The 17,463-nt window shown below is 52.7% G+C and carries 10 protein-coding genes; 5 read left to right on the top strand and 5 right to left on the bottom strand.

Features of this window, described 5'->3' with window-relative positions; genetic code table 11:
• Positions 1-132 precede the first annotated feature (132 nt).
• Positions 133-1,086, bottom strand: a complete 954-nt coding sequence (locus ACLW56_RS04010; RefSeq protein WP_330982528.1) for a LysR family transcriptional regulator — start codon at positions 1,084-1,086, stop codon at positions 133-135.
• 181 nt (positions 1,087-1,267) lie between these two features.
• On the opposite strand from ACLW56_RS04010, the gene ACLW56_RS04005 reads away from it, so the two are divergent.
• Positions 1,268-2,458: an MFS transporter gene (locus ACLW56_RS04005; protein WP_330982527.1), complete on the top strand. Its 1,191-nt coding sequence runs from the start codon at positions 1,268-1,270 to the stop codon at positions 2,456-2,458.
• Positions 2,459-2,467: 9 nt separating this feature from the next.
• Here the strand turns inward: ACLW56_RS04005 and yfaE are convergent, their stop codons facing one another.
• The 3 genes from yfaE to nrdA all read right to left on the bottom strand — a co-directional run bounded on the left by yfaE (position 2,468) and on the right by nrdA (position 6,238).
• Positions 2,468-2,722: a class I ribonucleotide reductase maintenance protein YfaE gene (gene yfaE / locus ACLW56_RS04000; RefSeq protein ID WP_330982526.1), complete on the bottom strand. Its 255-nt coding sequence runs from the start codon at positions 2,720-2,722 to the stop codon at positions 2,468-2,470.
• Positions 2,722-3,852: a class Ia ribonucleoside-diphosphate reductase subunit beta gene (gene nrdB / locus ACLW56_RS03995; RefSeq protein WP_330982525.1), complete on the bottom strand. Its 1,131-nt coding sequence runs from the start codon at positions 3,850-3,852 to the stop codon at positions 2,722-2,724. Before nrdB ends, yfaE begins: the two co-directional genes overlap by 1 nt.
• A 100-nt stretch (positions 3,853-3,952) precedes the next feature.
• Positions 3,953-6,238 (bottom strand): class 1a ribonucleoside-diphosphate reductase subunit alpha, encoded by a 2,286-nt coding sequence (gene nrdA, locus ACLW56_RS03990; protein WP_330982524.1) that lies wholly within the window; start codon positions 6,236-6,238, stop codon positions 3,953-3,955.
• Between the two features lie 650 nt (positions 6,239-6,888).
• Between nrdA and yfaL the strand changes: the two genes are divergently transcribed.
• Positions 6,889-10,611, top strand: coding sequence for an AIDA-I family autotransporter adhesin YfaL/EhaC (gene yfaL, locus ACLW56_RS03985; protein WP_330982523.1), 3,723 nt, complete (start codon positions 6,889-6,891; stop codon positions 10,609-10,611).
• A gap of 36 nt (positions 10,612-10,647) precedes the next feature.
• Here the strand turns inward: yfaL and ubiG are convergent, their stop codons facing one another.
• A complete protein-coding gene (gene ubiG, locus ACLW56_RS03980; RefSeq protein WP_330982522.1) occupies positions 10,648-11,370 on the bottom strand; it encodes a bifunctional 2-polyprenyl-6-hydroxyphenol methylase/3-demethylubiquinol 3-O-methyltransferase UbiG in 723 nt (240 codons plus the stop codon).
• A 159-nt stretch (positions 11,371-11,529) separates the two neighbouring features.
• On the opposite strand from ubiG, the gene gyrA reads away from it, so the two are divergent.
• The 3 genes from gyrA to rcsC all read left to right on the top strand — a co-directional run bounded on the left by gyrA (position 11,530) and on the right by rcsC (position 17,301).
• Entirely contained in the window at positions 11,530-14,169 is a 2,640-nt protein-coding gene (gene gyrA / locus ACLW56_RS03975; RefSeq protein ID WP_330982521.1) for a DNA topoisomerase (ATP-hydrolyzing) subunit A, read from the top strand.
• A gap of 81 nt (positions 14,170-14,250) precedes the next feature.
• A complete protein-coding gene (locus tag ACLW56_RS03970) occupies positions 14,251-14,448 on the top strand; it encodes a hypothetical protein (protein ID WP_330982557.1) in 198 nt (65 codons plus the stop codon).
• 3 nt (positions 14,449-14,451) lie between these two features.
• Complete coding sequence (gene rcsC, locus ACLW56_RS03965) at positions 14,452-17,301, top strand: two-component system sensor histidine kinase RcsC (RefSeq protein WP_330982520.1); 2,850 nt, start codon at positions 14,452-14,454, stop codon at positions 17,299-17,301.
• Positions 17,302-17,463: the final 162 nt, after the last annotated feature.

Here is a 17,463-nt window from a genome sequence, read left to right as displayed (position 1 = left end):
CGATTTCTTCCATTTAGCCACAATGACACTGTGGTTTGTTTGATATCGAGCATATTCGAGCATAAATCGAAAATGAAACGTGATTTCGTGCTCACATTCGAGTTTTGTCATGGATGTGTAACATTATGTGCGTCATTTCACAGCATCAGGGCTACGCATTTCCTGGCATCCGCGCACACTGCAACTCATTAACCTGCTGGTTGGCCGCGAGGGAAAATCGGTTTGTAACAGCTGATGCAGGCAACGCTCCAGCAAGGCCAGTGGGCTGCCTTCTACCGGCGGATCGCGGGCAATCAGCGAAATATGGCGGTAAAACGCAGGTTCCAGCGCGACAGAATGAAGCGACGGATCCTGCGTTTTCAGCGTTAGCTCAGGCAATAAAGCGATACCCAATCCCTGACGAATAAAACTCAGCGCCGTTTCCGGATGGCTGAATTCGTAGTTAATCAGCGGAGTGATATTCCTTTCCTTAAACAGCGCCATGATTTTCATTTCATAGCGCCCTTTGCTGATAACCAGCGGTTCATTGACTAAATCTTCCAGCCGTACGGACGAGCGACGAGCAAAGGGATGTTGTTTTCCAACCACCACCATAAATTTATCTTTGTAGACCGGCACGGAATAAAGTTCAGGGGCCGAAAAATGCACAAACCCTGCATCTAATTGCTGCTGATGAAGTGACTCGATGATTTCTGCATTATCTGCTTCATGCGGAATAATTTTGATCTGCGGATGGTGAGTCTCAAAATAACGGACGATTTGCGGCAGCATACAGGCGCAGATACTGGGGAAGCAGCCAATACGCAGCGGGCGTACAGGGGCTGACTTTTCCTGCTCTGCCAGTTCGCGGATGGCGCTGACTTCGTGTTGCAATGTTCTCATACGGGCAACAATCCGTTCTCCTGCCGGCGTTAGCCGGGCCTCTTTTCGCCGTTCGCGTTGCAAAAGGGTGACGCCAAGTTCCTCTTCCAGCGCGGCAATGGCCTGGCTGACGGCAGATTGGGTCATAAAACGGCGTTTACTGGCTTCGGTGAAGCCGCCGAAATCGACGACCGCGAGCAGGGTTGCGATCTGAGTGAGTGTCATTAGGTTTATCTACTGGATAAAATTAAAAGGATTAATTTCACTAATATTACGGTGACGTGTAGGCTTTTCCGCGAGCTTCCTCACACAATCACTCCGCAAATCATTTGCATGGTTTATGTGTTCTGGATTTTTAATTTCAGGATGAATGTATAACTGCGCCGTATAAACAGGTTGTTGGATAATGAAAGAAAAACTCTGGACCCGGGATTTTTGGGCCGTCACGATCATTAGCTTCATCATTTTCTTCGATTTTTATGTCTTGTTGACCCTGTTGCCCCTCTATATTGCAGACAACCTGCATGCCGGTGCTAATAAGGCCGGATTGCTGGTGACGCTTTTTCTTGCCGCCGCCATTGTGGTGCGCCCTTTTGCCGGGCAATGGGTAGGAAAATATTCAAATAAAACGATTCTGATGCTCTCTTCTCTGGCTTTTTTTGCGGTGACTGCGTTGTATCCTTTGTGTCATTCGATAGAAGCATTGTTGCTGATTCGCGTGCTCCATGGTGCCACATTTGGTGTGATTACCACGGTCAAAGGGACCATTTCCGCACGCCTCATTCCAGCCTCCCGACGTGGGGAGGGCATCAGTTTTTTCTCTTTGGCGATGGGGCTTGCGATGGTCGTTGGGCCGTGGATTGGGCTTAATATGGCGCGCCATGCAGCGTTTATCCCCGCGTTCTGGCTCTGTACGGGTGTTTCATTTCTGACGCTTATTCTGGCCTGGGGGGTGAAAGTTCCGCCGCTGGTCAGTCATGCGGATGGCTCATCCTCAACGCTGACGATGGCAGCCATGTTTGATAAGGCGGCACTGCCATTTGCGCTGGTCACCTTCTTTATGACCTTTTCTTACGCTGGGGTTTCCGCATTTCTGGCTTTGTATGCCCGCGAGCTGGACATGCTGGCCGCTGCCAGCAACTTTCTGCTGTGCTACGCCGTGTGTCTGATGATTTGCCGCGCTTTCACTGGCAACGTGTTCGATAAAAAGGGGCCACGCTACGTGGTGTATCCTTGTCTGCTGGCTTTCACCCTGGGTCTGTTGGTGCTGGGTTATACCCACGGCAGCGTGATGATGGTGCTTTCCGGCGCGCTGATTGGCATTGGCTACGGTTCGGTGACGCCGATCTTCCAGACGCAGATCATCAGCTCGGTTGAACCCCATAAAATCGGGGTAGCGAATTCCCTGTTTTTCAATGCGATGGATGCCGGGTTGGCGATAGGGGCGTTCGCGATGGGGATGATCGTGGAAGGTGTCGGATATCGGGCAATCTATTTGCTTGGGGCGCTGTTAGTGGTGTTGGCGGGCGGTCTGTATACGATACAAATGAAAAAACACGGTGAGATGAAACGCTACTCAACGCATGAAATTCACTGACCGCTCGATTTACATCTCAATCTCGATATCGCCTTTGGCTTTACAGCAGCAGGGAAGAATGTCTCCCTGCTGGACAAAAGCCAGTGGTTCCATCAGCCAGTCAACCTGGCCGGAAACCAAGCGACAACGACACGATCCGCAGTAACCTTCACGACACTGAAACTCCACCGCCACATTGTGCGATTCCAGCGCCACCAGCAGAGAAGGGTGTTCTTCCTGGCACAGCACTTGTGTGCCAGTGATGCGAAGCGTAACGCGGCTCATCAGAGCTGGAAATTGCTCAGATCGTCGGCATCAACTTCAGAATCAATCTGACCGACCAGATAAGAGCTCACTTCTACTTCCTGTGGTGCGACCTGAACGTTGTCAGACACCAGCCAGGTGTTGATCCACGGGATTGGGTTAGAGCGAGTCTGGAACGGCAGGTCAAGACCGACAGCCTGCATACGGATGTTGGTGATGTACTCGATGTACTGACACAGAATGTCTTTGTTCAGGCCAATCATCGAACCGTCACGGAACAGGTATTCTGCCCACTCTTTTTCCTGAACGGCGGCCTGCACGAACAGGTCATAGCACTCTTGTTTGCACTCTTCGGCAATCACTGCCATTTCCGGATCGTCCTGGCCTGAACGCAGCAGGTTCAGCATGTGCTGAGTGCCGGTGAGATGCAGGGCTTCATCACGTGCAATCAGACGAATGATTTTGGCGTTACCTTCCATCAGCTTGCGCTCAGCAAATGCGAAGGAGCACGCAAAGCTGACGTAGAAGCGAATGGCTTCCAGCGCGTTCACGCTCATCAGACACAGATACAGCTTCTTCTTCAGCTCATGCAGATTCACGGTCACGGTTTTGCCGTTAACGGTGTGCGTGCCTTCACCCAGCAGATGCCAGTAGCTGGTCAGCTCGATCAGGGAATCGTAATAGTGGGAAATGCCTTCCGCACGTTTCTGAATCTGCTCGTTGGTCACGATGTCATCGAACACGGTCGCCGGATCGTTGACGATGTTACGGATGATATGGGTGTAAGAACGAGAGTGAATGGTTTCAGAAAACGCCCAGGTCTCTACCCAGGTTTCCAGTTCCGGGATGGAAATCAGCGGCAGCAGCGCTACGTTCGGGCTACGACCCTGAATGGAGTCCAGCAGCGTCTGGTATTTCAGGTTGCTGATGAAGATATGCTTTTCGTGGTCCGGCAGCGCCTGGTAGTCAATACGGTCGCGGGAGACGTCCACTTCTTCCGGACGCCAGAAGAAGGAGAGCTGCTTTTCGATCAGCTTTTCGAAGATGTCATATTTTTGCTGATCGTAACGGGCCACGTTAACCGGTTGGCCGAAGAACATCGGCTCCAGCAACTGGTTATTTTTCGTCTGTGAAAAAGTGGTATATGCCATGGAAGAGAGTCCTGTTGAGATTGTATTGCCCGGCGGCACTGCGTTGGCCGGGCCTACAAAAACGTAGGCCGGGTAAGCATCGCGCCACCCGGCAAATGTCTTAGATCTTACATGCGCCGCTTTCGCAGCCATCGTCCTGAATGGACGGTGCCAGATCGTCCTGAGCATCTTCTGCGCCATCACGGGTGTTGTGATAGTACAGGGTTTTCACGCCAAATTTATAGGCATTGAGCAGGTCTTTGAGCAGTTGCTGCATCGGCACTTTGCCAGACGGGAAGCGCGTTGGGTCATAGTTGGTGTTCGCCGAAATCGACTGGTCGATAAACTTCTGCATGATGCCGACCAGTTGCAGGTAACCGTCATTGTTCGGCATTTCCCACAGCAGCTCGTAACCCTTCTGCAGGTTTTCGTAATCCGGCACGACCTGACGCAGAATGCCATCTTTCGACGCTTTGATGCTCACGTGGCCGCGCGGTGGCTCGATACCGTTGGTGGCGTTAGAGATCTGCGAAGAGGTCTCCGACGGCATCAGGGCCGACAGCGTGGAGTTACGCAGACCGTGAGTTTTGATGGACTCGCGCAGGCCTTCCCAGTCGTAATGCAGCGGCTCGTTAACGATCGCATCCAGGTCTTTCTTGTAGGTGTCGATCGGCAGCACGCCTTTGGCGTAAGTGGTTTCGTTGAACCACGGGCACGCGCCTTGTTCTTTCGCCAGCTCGTTGGAGGCTTTCAGCAGGTAGTACTGAATCGCTTCGAACGTTTTGTGGGTCAGGTTGTTGCCGCTGCCGTCGGAGTAACGCTTGCCGTGCTTCGCCAGGTAGTAAGCGAAGTTAATCACACCGATACCCAACGTACGACGGCCCATCGCGCCACGTTTAGCGGCCAGAATTGGGTAATCCTGATAATCGAGCAGGGCGTCCAGTGCACGTACAGCCAGAATAGCCAGCTCTTCCAGATCGTCGAGGCTGTCGATAGCGCCCAGGTTAAACGCAGACAGCGTACACAGGGCGATTTCACCGTTTTCGTCGTTGACGTCATTCAGCGGTTTGGTTGGCAGGGCGATTTCCAGGCACAGGTTAGACTGGCGAACGGGCGCCACTACCGGGTCAAACGGGCTGTGTGTGTTGCAGTGGTCGACGTTCTGAATGTAGATACGGCCAGTGGAAGCACGTTCCTGCATTACCAGAGAGAACAGGTCTACCGCTTTAATGCGCTGCTTGCGGATGCTGTCGTCTTTTTCATATTTCACGTACAGACGCTCAAACTCGTCCTGATCGGCGAAGAACGCATCGTACAGACCCGGAACGTCAGACGGGCTGAACAGGGTAATGTCTTCCCCTTTGAGCAGGCGGGTATACATCAGTTTGTTGATCTGCACGCCGTAGTCCATGTGACGCACGCGGTTTGCTTCAGTACCACGGTTGTTTTTCAGCACCAGCAGGCTTTCCACTTCCAGGTGCCACATTGGGTAGAACAGTGTGGCAGCACCGCCACGCACGCCACCCTGAGAACAGGATTTCACCGCAGTCTGGAAGTGTTTGTAGAACGGGATGCAGCCGGTGTGGAATGCTTCACCGCCGCGAATTGGGCTGCCCAGCGCACGGAGACGGCCGGCGTTGATGCCAATACCTGCGCGCTGAGAAACGTATTTCACAATCGCGCTGGAGGTGGCGTTGATAGAATCCAGGCTGTCATCGCACTCGATCAGCACGCAGGAGCTGAACTGGCGAGTCGGGGTACGCACGCCAGACATGATTGGCGTTGGCAGAGAAATTTTGAACGTGGACACGGCATCATAGAAACGCTTCACGTAGTCCAGACGGGTTTCACGCGGGTAGTTGGAGAACAGGCACGCGGCAACCAGGATGTAAAGGAACTGAGCGCTCTCATAGATTTCGCCAGTGACACGGTTCTGAACCAGGTATTTCCCTTCCAGCTGCTTAACCGCGGCATAAGAGAAGTTCATGTCGCGCCAGTGGTCGATAAAACCGTCCATCTGCTTGAACTCTTCTTCCGTGTAGTCTTCCAGCAGATGTCTGTCGTATTTACCCAGCTCAACCATGTTCACGACGTGGTTGTACAGCGCTGGCGGTTCAAACTGACCGTAAGCTTTTTTACGCAGGTGGAAAATCGCCAGGCGTGCGGCCAGGTACTGGTAATCAGGGGCATCGCGGGAGATCAAATCCGCCGCAGCCTTGATGATGGTCTCATGGATATCGGCGGTTTTGATGCCGTCATAGAACTGGATGTGAGAGCGCAGTTCAACCTGAGAAATGGAAACATTGTTTAGCCCTTCCGCGGCCCAATCCAGCACGCGATGGATTTTCTCGAGATCGATACGCTCAGTCCCGCCATCACGCTTAGTCACCATCAGACTCTGATTCATGTGCTTTACCCTGTCCGTGAAATGAAAAATCCCCCCCGTTTATCCACAACGCCGTCGCTGTGACTAACTCTGTGAATAAATACTATATGTAGGGGGTGTTCGATAATTGAAACGCTATATGGTGAGTATTCTAGTAAGGATTCTTTTGAGTACAAGAGTTGATTTTGACGTTAAATTGAGGTTGTCAAAGGGTGAAAAAGCCTAAGGCCTCGTGCTGTAAGGCCTGGAGACATTGTCAATATTCGAAGAAAAAAATTAGAAATTTGATCGAACGCCGATTTCCTGGTCGTTCTCTGGACAAGAAGAAGTTGATGTGTGTCATAGGAAGAATCACAGGGGAGAGTTGCTGACCCTAAGTCATGCTTATGCTGCTCTCGGTAATGTTGCATAAATGTTGTAATGAACGTAAGGGACAGCAGAAGTTGCTTAGCGAAAACCGCCCTGCCGCCGCGAGTAAAATGTGCACCAGACATAGGGCATTTTTTTAATCACCGCTTATAAACGGAGAAAAATATTTTTGAGGATAATAATAACCTCGGTAATGATAAGCACGATCATCAAACACGCGTAACATCATAATCCATTATTGCTATTCCCTTCCTGCCTCAAGATTGTCATTGAGTGTAGCCATTTTTTCTCTTGGGTCTTGTATGCATATTAAATCTTTGTTTGTCTTTATCCCTGCGTGTTTTGTATTGAGCCCATCAGTCAGCGCCAGTGAGAATTGTTATTCCAACGTTATCTCCGAAACCTGTCATGCACCGCAACAAGCCATTAAAGGCGCAAATACAACATTTACCGTTGCCGATGATGCGGTCCTGCAATTCGAAAACATGAACGCCACTGGCGGTAACAGTGGCGGCGCAGTGGCACTCTCATCGGGGGCCTCCTTTACCATTCAACCCGAAGGCACCACGGGGAGCGTTGTTTTTGATAACAATCATGCCGACTCAAACGGTGGGGCCATTTTTGCGAAAGAAAACTCATCGATAAATATCAGTAACGCCCTCTTTTCCAATAACTCATCAAAATCCTATGGTGGCGCTATTTATTTAAATGGGAAGAATGATCCGCAACAGTTTGATTTAGTTCTCGATAACACTATTTTCGAAAACAATATTGCCCAGAACGGTAAAGGCGGTGCTATTTATGCGCTTGATTCAAATATTCTGATCTCTGATTCTGTTTTCGATAATAATCAGGCACTAAGCTCATCAACAAGCAACGGCAATGGCGGTGCGCTGGATATCACCAGTAACGTTAATAATGATATTTTTACCGGCGCCGCGGTATTGAATAATATGGCATTCACCGATAATCAGGCTGAGGGAAAAGGCGGTGCAATCTATACCGACAGTGAAAGCTCCCCTTATTTGGTCACGCTGTCCGTGGATAAAAACTACACCGATAACGACGGCGTGGCCGTTTACGAAGGCAACCAGGCGTTCGGCTATGGCGATACGGCTTCTGCTGCTGCTGGCGGCTTCATGTATGTCGGGCACAGCGTAGTGACGATGGATGTGGCCGAGGGAAAAACCATGGTGATTGGTGATGTGTCCAATCCCGGGGCGATGGATTCGATAGCCGGTACAGGGGTGATTGTGAAGATGGGCGAAGGGGACGTGGTCTTCAACGCGGATAACAATAGCTTTACCGGTCTGCTGAGCGTGGCAAACGGCACTCTTACCCTGAATCGTGACAATTCTCTGATGAATGTCGGTGAGACAGCTTGTGAAAGCGACCCGCTCAACTGTACCGGATTAGTGGTCGGAGATGCGACAGATGAACAGGCAAAAGGGGTCTTGAATGTAGGCAGTACACAGCAGACGTTTGTGAACCCCTTTATCGGTTATCAGAATGGGACGCTGAATATCGATGCGGGTGGCAACGTTACTGTCAATGACGGTCATTTTACCGGGACAATCCAGGGCGAGGGTGATTTCACGGTCGCATCCGGTGGCGATTACTCGCTGATCGGTGCGGATTCTCTGGCGCTGACGGGTGATATTATTGTTGACGATCATGCGGTGTTAAGTATTTCAGCAAATTCCAGTGATATCACTGCTCTGACCCAGGATCCGCAGTCCGTGGTGCTCAACGGCGGTGTGCTTGATTTGTCCGATATGCCCGGTGCTTCGCCTGACAGCGCGGGATCACTGCTCGCCATTTCCGGAACGGGTGGCACCGTGATTGGCAATGCCGACGTGGTGAATTTGACTGGCGGTAGCGATCTGCATATCGGTGGGGATGAGGGGAGCGCTCAACAAAACGGTGTGTATGTGGTGGTGAATGCGGGCGAGGGCAGCGTAGCGCTGGCGAATGACAACGAATATTTGGGTGATACGCAAATTGCCTCGGGTACGTTGCTGGTGAGCGATAACTCGCAGTTAGGGGATACCAGCTATAACCGATCGGTTATTTTTACCGATCCGCAGCAAACCAGTGTGCTGCAAGTGACGAACGATGTGGACACCTGGAGCGACGAAAGCGGACATGAACGCGATCTGGAAATGCGTGCTGATGGCGAGGTTCGGGTTGATGACGGTGTGACGACGGAGTGGGGGGCGCTCAATGCTGACTCAACGGGGAACATGGGCGATGTGGATGCGACCTTCAGCAAAACGGGGAATGGCACGCTGACACTGATGGGTAAAGGTTCTGCTCGTTCCGCCGTGCGTGTCGAACAGGGCACTCTGCTGGGTGGTACGGCAGATATTTTCCCTTTAGCTTCCTCGTTATGGGTTGGCGATGAGGGCACGTTTATCACCGGGGAAGATCAGCATATTCAGTCGATTGATACGACTTCACAGGGCAATATCGTGATCAGTGACGATACCTCACTGACGCTGACAAATCAGGACACGCAGCAGGCGCTGGATGCCTCGCTGTTCAGCGGCGGTGGAACGCTGGTCAATATGACTGCCGGTATGACGCTCACCGGCACGCTGAACACCAACCTTACCGTGGACACTGAAACAGAACTTGCGGGTGTGACCGTCAATGGCGATGTCACCAATACCTTCGGCACCCTGAGCCTGAGTAATGGCTATGCGGGCGATACGCTGACGATTAACGGTGATTACAACGGCGGTGGGGTGTTGAAGCTGGACAGTGTGCTTGGCGATGATGATTCCGCCAGCGACATGCTGGTGCTCAATGGCAACACCAGCGGAACGACGACAATGGAGGTCACACCTGTCGGTGGCATTGGTCAGCCAACCCAAACAGGGATTCAGGTGGTTGATTTTGTTGCCGACCCGTCGCAATACCACAACGATGCTCAGTTCACGCTGGCAGGGGACGGCTACGTCAACATGGGGGCGTATGACTACACGCTGGTGAAAGATAACCAGGACTGGTATTTGCGCTCACAGGTTGCGGATGTATCGCCGACACAGGATATCCCGGTAACGCCGGACGATCCTGATGGGTCACCAACGCCCGATTTCACACCGGTGCTTAACCCGAAGCTTGGCGGCTATTTCAATAACCTTCATAGCGCGAATGATGCCTTTGTGATGCGCCACAGCGATCATGCGGGCGGGCAAAATCAAAAATTGCATCTGCGCGTGGAGGGCAATCACAGCGAGTCGACTTTCCAGCACCAGCTTGATCAGAGTGAAGACACGTCGGTGGTACAACTCAGTGCCGACCTGCTGGACATTTCTCAGGGGGAGCAACTGTGGAGCTTTGGTGCCGTGGCGGGTTACAGTAACAACAGCGGCGACAGCCACTCCAGCCTCACCGGACGCAAATCTGACAATGATAATCAGGGCTACAGCGTTGGTCTGACTGCCAGTTGGTATCAGCGTGATCAAGGGAAAACCGGTGCGTATGTGGACAGCTGGGCGCAATATGTCTGGTTTGATAACCATGTGAATGAACAAAACAATGGTGATGAAAACTACCGCTCTTCCGGCCTGCTCGCTTCAGTAGAAGCAGGCTACAGCTGGCAGATGGAAGAGAAGGCTGGTTGGCGTTGGACCGTTCAGCCGCAGGCGCAGGTTATTTATCAGGGTGTGAGCCAGAATACCTTCATGGCAACCAACAACAGTGTGGTAGAGCAGAATTCTGCGCACAATGTACAAAGCCGTCTGGGGCTGCATAACGAGTGGACCAAACGTCTGGGCAAAACCGGTGAGATAACCCCTTACGTTGATGTGAATTATCTCCATAATACTGAAGACGCTTCACTGAGCGTTGATGAGGTTAACTTTGCTGACGGGGCGGGCAAAGATGTGGGGGAAGTCAGCGTTGGTGTAAAAGGCAAAATCAATGACAATGTCAGCCTGTGGGGCAAGTTTACCCAACAGTATGGAACGTCTGATTATTCGCAACGGGCAGGCAGTGTGGGCGTCAGTGTACGCTGGTAAAATAAAGCCCTTGCTCAACGGCAAGGGCCCCTTGCTTTACAGCGGGCTCGAGGTATGGAGCATGTAATTGACATCCACGCCTGGCGCAAGCTTGAAATGATTAGTCAGCGGATTGTAATGCAGTCCGGTCATATGACGTTCCTGCAGGTTAGTCTGGTCAACCCAGCCCAGCAGTTCAGCCGGCTTGATAAATTTCTTCACGTCGTGCGTGCCCTTCGGCACCATTTTCAGAACATACTCGGCACCGACGACCGCCATCAGCCAGGCTTTGCCGTTGCGGTTGAGGGTGGAAAAGAACACCTGACCGCCGGGTTTGACCAGTTTTGCGCACGCCTGAACCACAGATTGCGGGTCGGGAACGTGCTCCAGCATTTCCATACAGGTGACGACGTCATACTGCTGAGCGTGTTTTGCCGCATGATCCTCGACAGTTTCCTGGACGTATTCCACCTGAATGCCGGTTTCCAGCGCATGCAATCGCGCAACCTGAAGCGGCTCAAAGCCCATATCCAGCCCGGTCACCTTCGCGCCTTCACGGGCCATACTTTCCGCAAGTATCCCGCCACCGCAGCCAACATCCAGCACTTTCTTGTCGAACAGACCGTCTGAGCGAGTGGCGATGTAGCCAAGGCGCAGCGGGTTAATACGGTGCAGAGGTTTAAATTCCCCTTCCAGGTCCCACCAGCGTGAGGCGACAGCTTCAAATTTCGCGATTTCGTCGTGATCGACGTTAGCCACCGGCGGTTTTTCGGCATTCATGGGCGCATTGACTCCTTTTTTCATCAGGCCAAAGAGTATATCAGCACCCCGGCGCGAATAAAGCGTTGTGCAGGTGCTATTGGTTTACCTCAATCCGGTCTGCTGTGTTATAATTTGCGACCTTTGAATCCGGGAAACATGTAGAGGGATAGCGGTTAGATGAGCGACCTTGCGAGAGAAATTACACCGGTCAACATTGAGGAAGAGTTAAAGAACTCTTATCTGGATTATGCGATGTCGGTGATTGTTGGCCGTGCGCTTCCAGATGTCCGAGATGGCCTGAAACCGGTACACCGTCGCGTACTATACGCCATGAACGTACTGGGCAATGACTGGAATAAAGCCTATAAAAAATCTGCCCGTGTCGTGGGTGACGTCATCGGTAAATATCACCCGCATGGTGATACCGCCGTTTATGACACTATCGTACGTATGGCGCAGCCGTTCTCGCTGCGCTACATGCTGGTTGATGGTCAGGGTAACTTCGGCTCCGTAGACGGCGACTCCGCCGCAGCGATGCGTTATACGGAAATCCGTATGGCGAAAATTGCCCATGAGCTGATTGCTGACCTGGACAAGGAAACTGTCGATTTCGTCGATAACTATGACGGCACGGAAAAAATTCCGGACGTCATGCCAACCAAAGTTCCCAACCTGCTGGTGAACGGTTCATCCGGTATCGCAGTAGGGATGGCAACCAACATTCCGCCACACAACCTGACGGAAGTGATCAACGGCTGTCTCGCTTACATTGAGAACGAAGACATCACCGTTGAAGGTCTGATGGAGCACATTCCAGGGCCAGACTTCCCGACTGCCGCCATCATCAATGGTCGTCGCGGTATCGAAGAAGCGTACCGTACCGGTCGTGGCAAAATTTATATTCGTGCCCGCGCGGAAGTGGAAGCTGACGCGAAAACCGGCCGCGAAACCATCATCGTGCATGAAATTCCGTATCAGGTGAACAAAGCGCGCCTGATTGAGAAAATTGCCGAGCTGGTCAAAGACAAACGCGTGGAAGGTATCAGCGCGCTGCGTGATGAGTCCGATAAAGACGGCATGCGCATCGTGATTGAAATCAAACGTGATGCGGTGGGTGAAGTTGTCCTGAACAACTTGTATTCCCAGACTCAGCTTCAGGTTTCCTTCGGTATCAACATGGTTGCTCTGCACCATGGCCAGCCGAAGATTATGAACCTTAAAGATATTCTGAGCGCATTCGTTCGTCACCGCCGTGAAGTGGTGACTCGCCGTACCATCTTCGAACTGCGTAAAGCACGCGATCGCGCGCACATCCTTGAAGCGCTGGCGGTTGCACTGGCTAACATCGATCCGATCATTGAACTGATTCGTCAGGCACCGACTCCGGCTGAAGCGAAAGCTGGCCTGATCGCGCGTCCGTGGGCGCTGGGCAACGTCGCGGCGATGCTGGAACGTGCGGGCGATAACGCTGCGCGTCCTGAGTGGCTTGAGCCAGAGTTCGGTGTACGTGATGGTCAGTACTATCTGACTGAACAACAGGCTCAGGCGATTCTGGACCTGCGTCTGCAGAAACTGACCGGCCTTGAGCACGAAAAACTGCTCGACGAATACAAAGAGCTGCTGGAACAGATTGCTGAACTGCTGCACATCCTCGGTAGCGCAGACCGTCTGATGGAAGTGATCCGTGAAGAACTGGAGCTGGTTCGTGAACAGTTTGGCGATGAGCGTCGCACGGAAATCACGGCCAACACGGCAGATATCAACATCGAAGACCTGATCAATCAGGAAGACGTTGTTGTGACCTTGTCTCACCAGGGTTACGTGAAGTATCAGCCGCTGACCGATTACGAAGCTCAGCGCCGTGGCGGTAAAGGCAAATCTGCCGCGCGTATTAAAGAAGAAGACTTTATTGACCGTCTGCTGGTCGCCAACACCCACGACACGATCCTGCTGTTCTCCAGCCGTGGTCGCCTGTACTGGATGAAGGTTTATCAGTTGCCAGAAGCGAGCCGTGGCGCGCGTGGCCGTCCAATCGTTAACCTGCTGCCGCTGGAAGCGAACGAACGTATCACTGCGATCCTGCCGGTTCGTGAATACGAAGAAGGCGTTAACGTCTTCATGGCCACCGCCAGCGGTACCGTGAAGAAAACCGCGCTGACCGAATTCAGCCGTCCACGTTCTGCCGGGATCATCGCGGTGAACCTGAACGAAGGTGATGAGCTGATCGGCGTTGATCTGACCAACGGTAACGACGAAGCGATGCTGTTCTCTGCGGCCGGTAAAGTGGTGCGCTTTAAAGAGAACGCAGTACGTGCTATGGGTCGTACCGCGACCGGTGTTCGCGGCATCAAGCTTGCAGGTGTTGACAAAGTTGTGTCGCTGATTATCCCACGCGGTGAAGGCGCGGTGCTGACCGTGACCCAGAACGGCTACGGTAAACGTACGGCTGAAACGGAATATCCAACCAAATCACGCGGTACCCAGGGCGTTATCTCGATCAAAGTGACCGAGCGTAACGGTTCTGTGGTGGGCGCAGTGCAGGTTGAAGATACCGATCAGATCATGATGATCACCGATGCCGGTACGCTGGTGCGTACTCGCGTGTCGGAAGTCAGCGTGGTGGGCCGTAATACTCAGGGCGTTATCCTCATCCGTACTGCGGAAGATGAAAACGTGGTGGGTCTGCAGCGTGTTGCCGAGCCGGTAGACGACGAAGAACTCGACGCTATCGATGGCAGCGTGGCGGAAGGCGACGATGAAATCGCCCCGGAAGCCGAGTCTGACGACGAAGCCGCCGACGACGAAGCCGACGAGTAATCGTCCGAAATCGTCGCCAAAGGGCCAGCCTGTGCTGGCCCTTGAGACTGATGACAAACCTCTAACGAATACCGTTTTGTCATGGGTGGCAGAACAAAAAATAAGGAAAATCAATTCATTGATTTTCGGCTGCTCACCACAAAGAAGGAAAAACCGCGCTTTTTCCTTCTTTGTCAGCAATCTGAAGGGCCAGCCTGTGCTGGCCCTTTTTCTTTGAACGTTGCGGGTAGGGTGATTTACAGCTACCTTAATCGCATCTTTTTGTACGCACACGGCTAAACGTTGAAATACCTCGTCTCCTTCCGCACAACGCTAAAAGTTTCCCGCTATCTGTTTCGGGCACTGGCTCTGCTGCTTTGGCTGTTGATTGCGTTCGTCTCTGTCTTCTACATCGTTAACGCTTTGCACAACAAAGAGGCTGAAATTCGCCAGGAGTTTAACCTCAGTTACGATCAGGCCCAGCGTTACATTCAGCGTACGTCTGACGTCATGAAGGAGCTGAAGTACATTGCGGAAAACCGGCTGAGTGCGGAGAACGGCGTGCTCTCTTCGCGTGCCGCAACGGACAGCACTGAAGTCCCGGAGTTTGAGCCCCTGTTTCAGGATTCCGACTGCGGCGCGATGAGCAACACCTGGCGGGGCTCGCTGGAGTCGCTGGCATGGTTTATGCGCTATTGGCGAGATAATTTTTCTGCCGCCTACGATCTCAACCGTGTGTTCCTGATTGGCAGCGATAACCTGTGCATGGCCAATTTTGGCCTGCGTGAAATGCCGATGGAGCGCGACCAGGCGCTGAAAATGCTGCACGAGCGTATCATCAAGTACCGCAATGCGCCGCAGGAGGAACGTGGTAACAACCTGTTCTGGATTAGCCAGGGGCCACGTCCTGGCGTGGGCTATTTCTATGCACTGACGCCAGTGTATCTGGCTAACCGTTTGCAGGCGCTGCTTGGCGTTGAGCAGACCATCCGCATGGAAAACTTCTTCACTCCCGGCAGCATGCCGATGGGCGTGAACATTCTGGATGAAAACGGCCAGTCGTTGATTGCGCTGACGGGCGGTGAAAATAAGCTGAAAATCGATCCGCACTGGATGCAGGAGCGGGCATGGTTCGGCTATACCTCCGGTTTCCGCGAGCTGGTGTTGAAGAAAAGCTTACCGCCATCTTCGCTGAGCATTGTCTACTCCGTACCGGTTGATTTGGTGCTTGAGCGAATAAGAATGCTCATTCTCAACGCCCTGTTACTCAACATCCTCACGGGCTTCGCGTTGTTTACCATGGCGCGAATGTATGAGCGGCGCATTTTCCTGCCTGCTGAAGCCGATGCACAGCGGCTGGAAGAGCATGAGCAGTTCAACCGTAAAATCGTGGCTTCCGCACCCGTTGGGATTTGTATTTTACGCACTCAGGATGGCACCAACATTTTGAGTAACGAGCTGGCGCATAACTATCTCAACATGCTGACTCACGAAGACCGGCAACGGCTGACCCAAATCATCTGCGGCCAGCAGGTTAACTTTGTCGACGTGCTGACCAGCAACAATACCAACCTGCAAATCAGCTTCGTGCACTCCCGCTATCGTAACGAAAACGTGGCGATATGCGTGCTGGTGGACGTCAGTTCACGCGTGAAAATGGAAGAGTCGCTGCAGGAAATGGCGCAGGCCGCAGAGCAGGCCAGCCAGTCGAAATCGATGTTCCTTGCCACCGTCAGCCATGAATTGCGTACCCCGTTGTACGGCATTATCGGCAACCTGGATTTATTGCAGACCAAAGAGCTGCCGAAAGGGGTCGACAGGCTGGTGACGGCGATGAATAACTCTTCTGGTCTGTTATTGAAGATCATCAGCGACATTCTCGATTTCTCAAAAATTGAGTCTGAGCAGCTGAAAATCGAGCCGCGCGAGTTCTCTCCGCGTGAGGTGATGAGCCATATCACCGCCAACTATTTACCGCTGGTGGTGCGTAAGCAGTTAGGGCTTTACTGCTTTGTCGAGCCAGATGTGCCACAGCAGTTGATGGGCGACCCAATGCGTTTGCAGCAGGTAATTTCTAACCTGTTGAGCAACGCGATTAAATTTACCGATATCGGCTGCATTATTCTGCACCTGCAACGTAATGGCGATTACCTGAGTATCAGCGTGCGCGATACTGGCGTGGGTATCCCGGCCAAAGAAGTGGTGCGCCTGTTTGATCCGTTCTTCCAGGTCGGGACGGGGGTGCAGCGTAATTTCCAGGGCACCGGATTAGGGCTGGCGATCTGCGAGAAGCTGATCAGCATGATGGACGGTGATATCTCCGTGGACACCGAGCCGGGTATGGGCAGCCAGTTCACCATTCGTATTCCCCTGTACGGCGTGCAGAATACGATCCCAGCGGCGATTGAAGGGCTGGTGGGCAAACGCTGCTGGCTTGCCGTTCGTAATGCTTCGCTGGCACAGTTTGTTGAATCGTTGCTGACACGTCACGGTGTCGAAGTGCTGCGCTACGAAGGGCAGACGCCGCAAAGCGACGATATGCTGATTTCTGACGATGAACTGGTGCAGCCGTGGGCCGGGCGCGCGGCCATCATATTCTGCCGTCGTCATATCGGTATTCCGCTCGAACGTGCGGCAGGGGAGTGGATCCACAGCGTGGCTTCTCCGCATGAGCTGCTGGCCCTGTTGGGCAGAATTTACCGCATTGAAGTGGAAAATGCGCACAGCAACGGGGCACTGCCCTCCGCCGAAAATATGCCTGATGCGAACGATGACATGATGATCCTCGTGGTGGACGATCATCCGATTAACCGACGCCTGTTGGCCGATCAGCTCGGATCGCTGGGGTATCAGTGTAAAACCGCCATCGACGGTGTGGATGCCCTGAATGTTCTCAGTAAGAACCACATTGATATTGTGCTGAGTGACGTGAACATGCCAAATATGGATGGTTATCGCCTGACGCAGCGTATCCGCCAGTTAGGGCTGACGCTGCCGGTGGTTGGGGTAACCGCCAATGCGCTGGCGGAAGAGAAACAGCGCTGTCTGGAGTCAGGCATGGACAGCTGCTTGTCCAAGCCGGTGACGCTCGATGTGTTGAAACAAACGCTGGCGGTGTACGCAGCACGCGTCAGAAAAAGCCGGGAGTCATAAGACCGATATCGCCCGGTGGCGGCTTCGCCTTACCGGGCATTCTCCACCGGACATAACGAGATCCCACCCATAAAAAACCCCGGCGAGCCGGGGTTCAGATTGCTGACAAAGAAGGAAAAAGCGTGGTTTTTCCTTCTTTGTGGTGAGCAGCCGAAAATCAAT

The organism is Pantoea sp. sgz302252 (assembly GCF_047713085.1).
Lineage (GTDB): Bacteria > Pseudomonadota > Gammaproteobacteria > Enterobacterales > Enterobacteriaceae > Scandinavium.
Note: the sequence above shows the minus strand (reverse complement) of the source record. Positions and strands in the feature narration are given on the sequence as shown.

Coding starts and splice junctions, on each gene's coding strand:
- ACLW56_RS04010 (WP_330982528.1), bottom strand. CDS start 1,086: ATGACACTCACTCAGATCGCAACCCTGCTCGCGGTCGTCGATTTCGGC.
- ACLW56_RS04005 (WP_330982527.1), top strand. CDS start 1,268: ATGAAAGAAAAACTCTGGACCCGGGATTTTTGGGCCGTCACGATCATT.
- yfaE (WP_330982526.1), bottom strand. CDS start 2,722: ATGAGCCGCGTTACGCTTCGCATCACTGGCACACAAGTGCTGTGCCAG.
- nrdB (WP_330982525.1), bottom strand. CDS start 3,852: ATGGCATATACCACTTTTTCACAGACGAAAAATAACCAGTTGCTGGAG.
- nrdA (WP_330982524.1), bottom strand. CDS start 6,238: ATGAATCAGAGTCTGATGGTGACTAAGCGTGATGGCGGGACTGAGCGT.
- yfaL (WP_330982523.1), top strand. CDS start 6,889: ATGCATATTAAATCTTTGTTTGTCTTTATCCCTGCGTGTTTTGTATTG.
- ubiG (WP_330982522.1), bottom strand. CDS start 11,370: ATGAATGCCGAAAAACCGCCGGTGGCTAACGTCGATCACGACGAAATC.
- gyrA (WP_330982521.1), top strand. CDS start 11,530: ATGAGCGACCTTGCGAGAGAAATTACACCGGTCAACATTGAGGAAGAG.
- ACLW56_RS03970 (WP_330982557.1), top strand. CDS start 14,251: ATGGGTGGCAGAACAAAAAATAAGGAAAATCAATTCATTGATTTTCGG.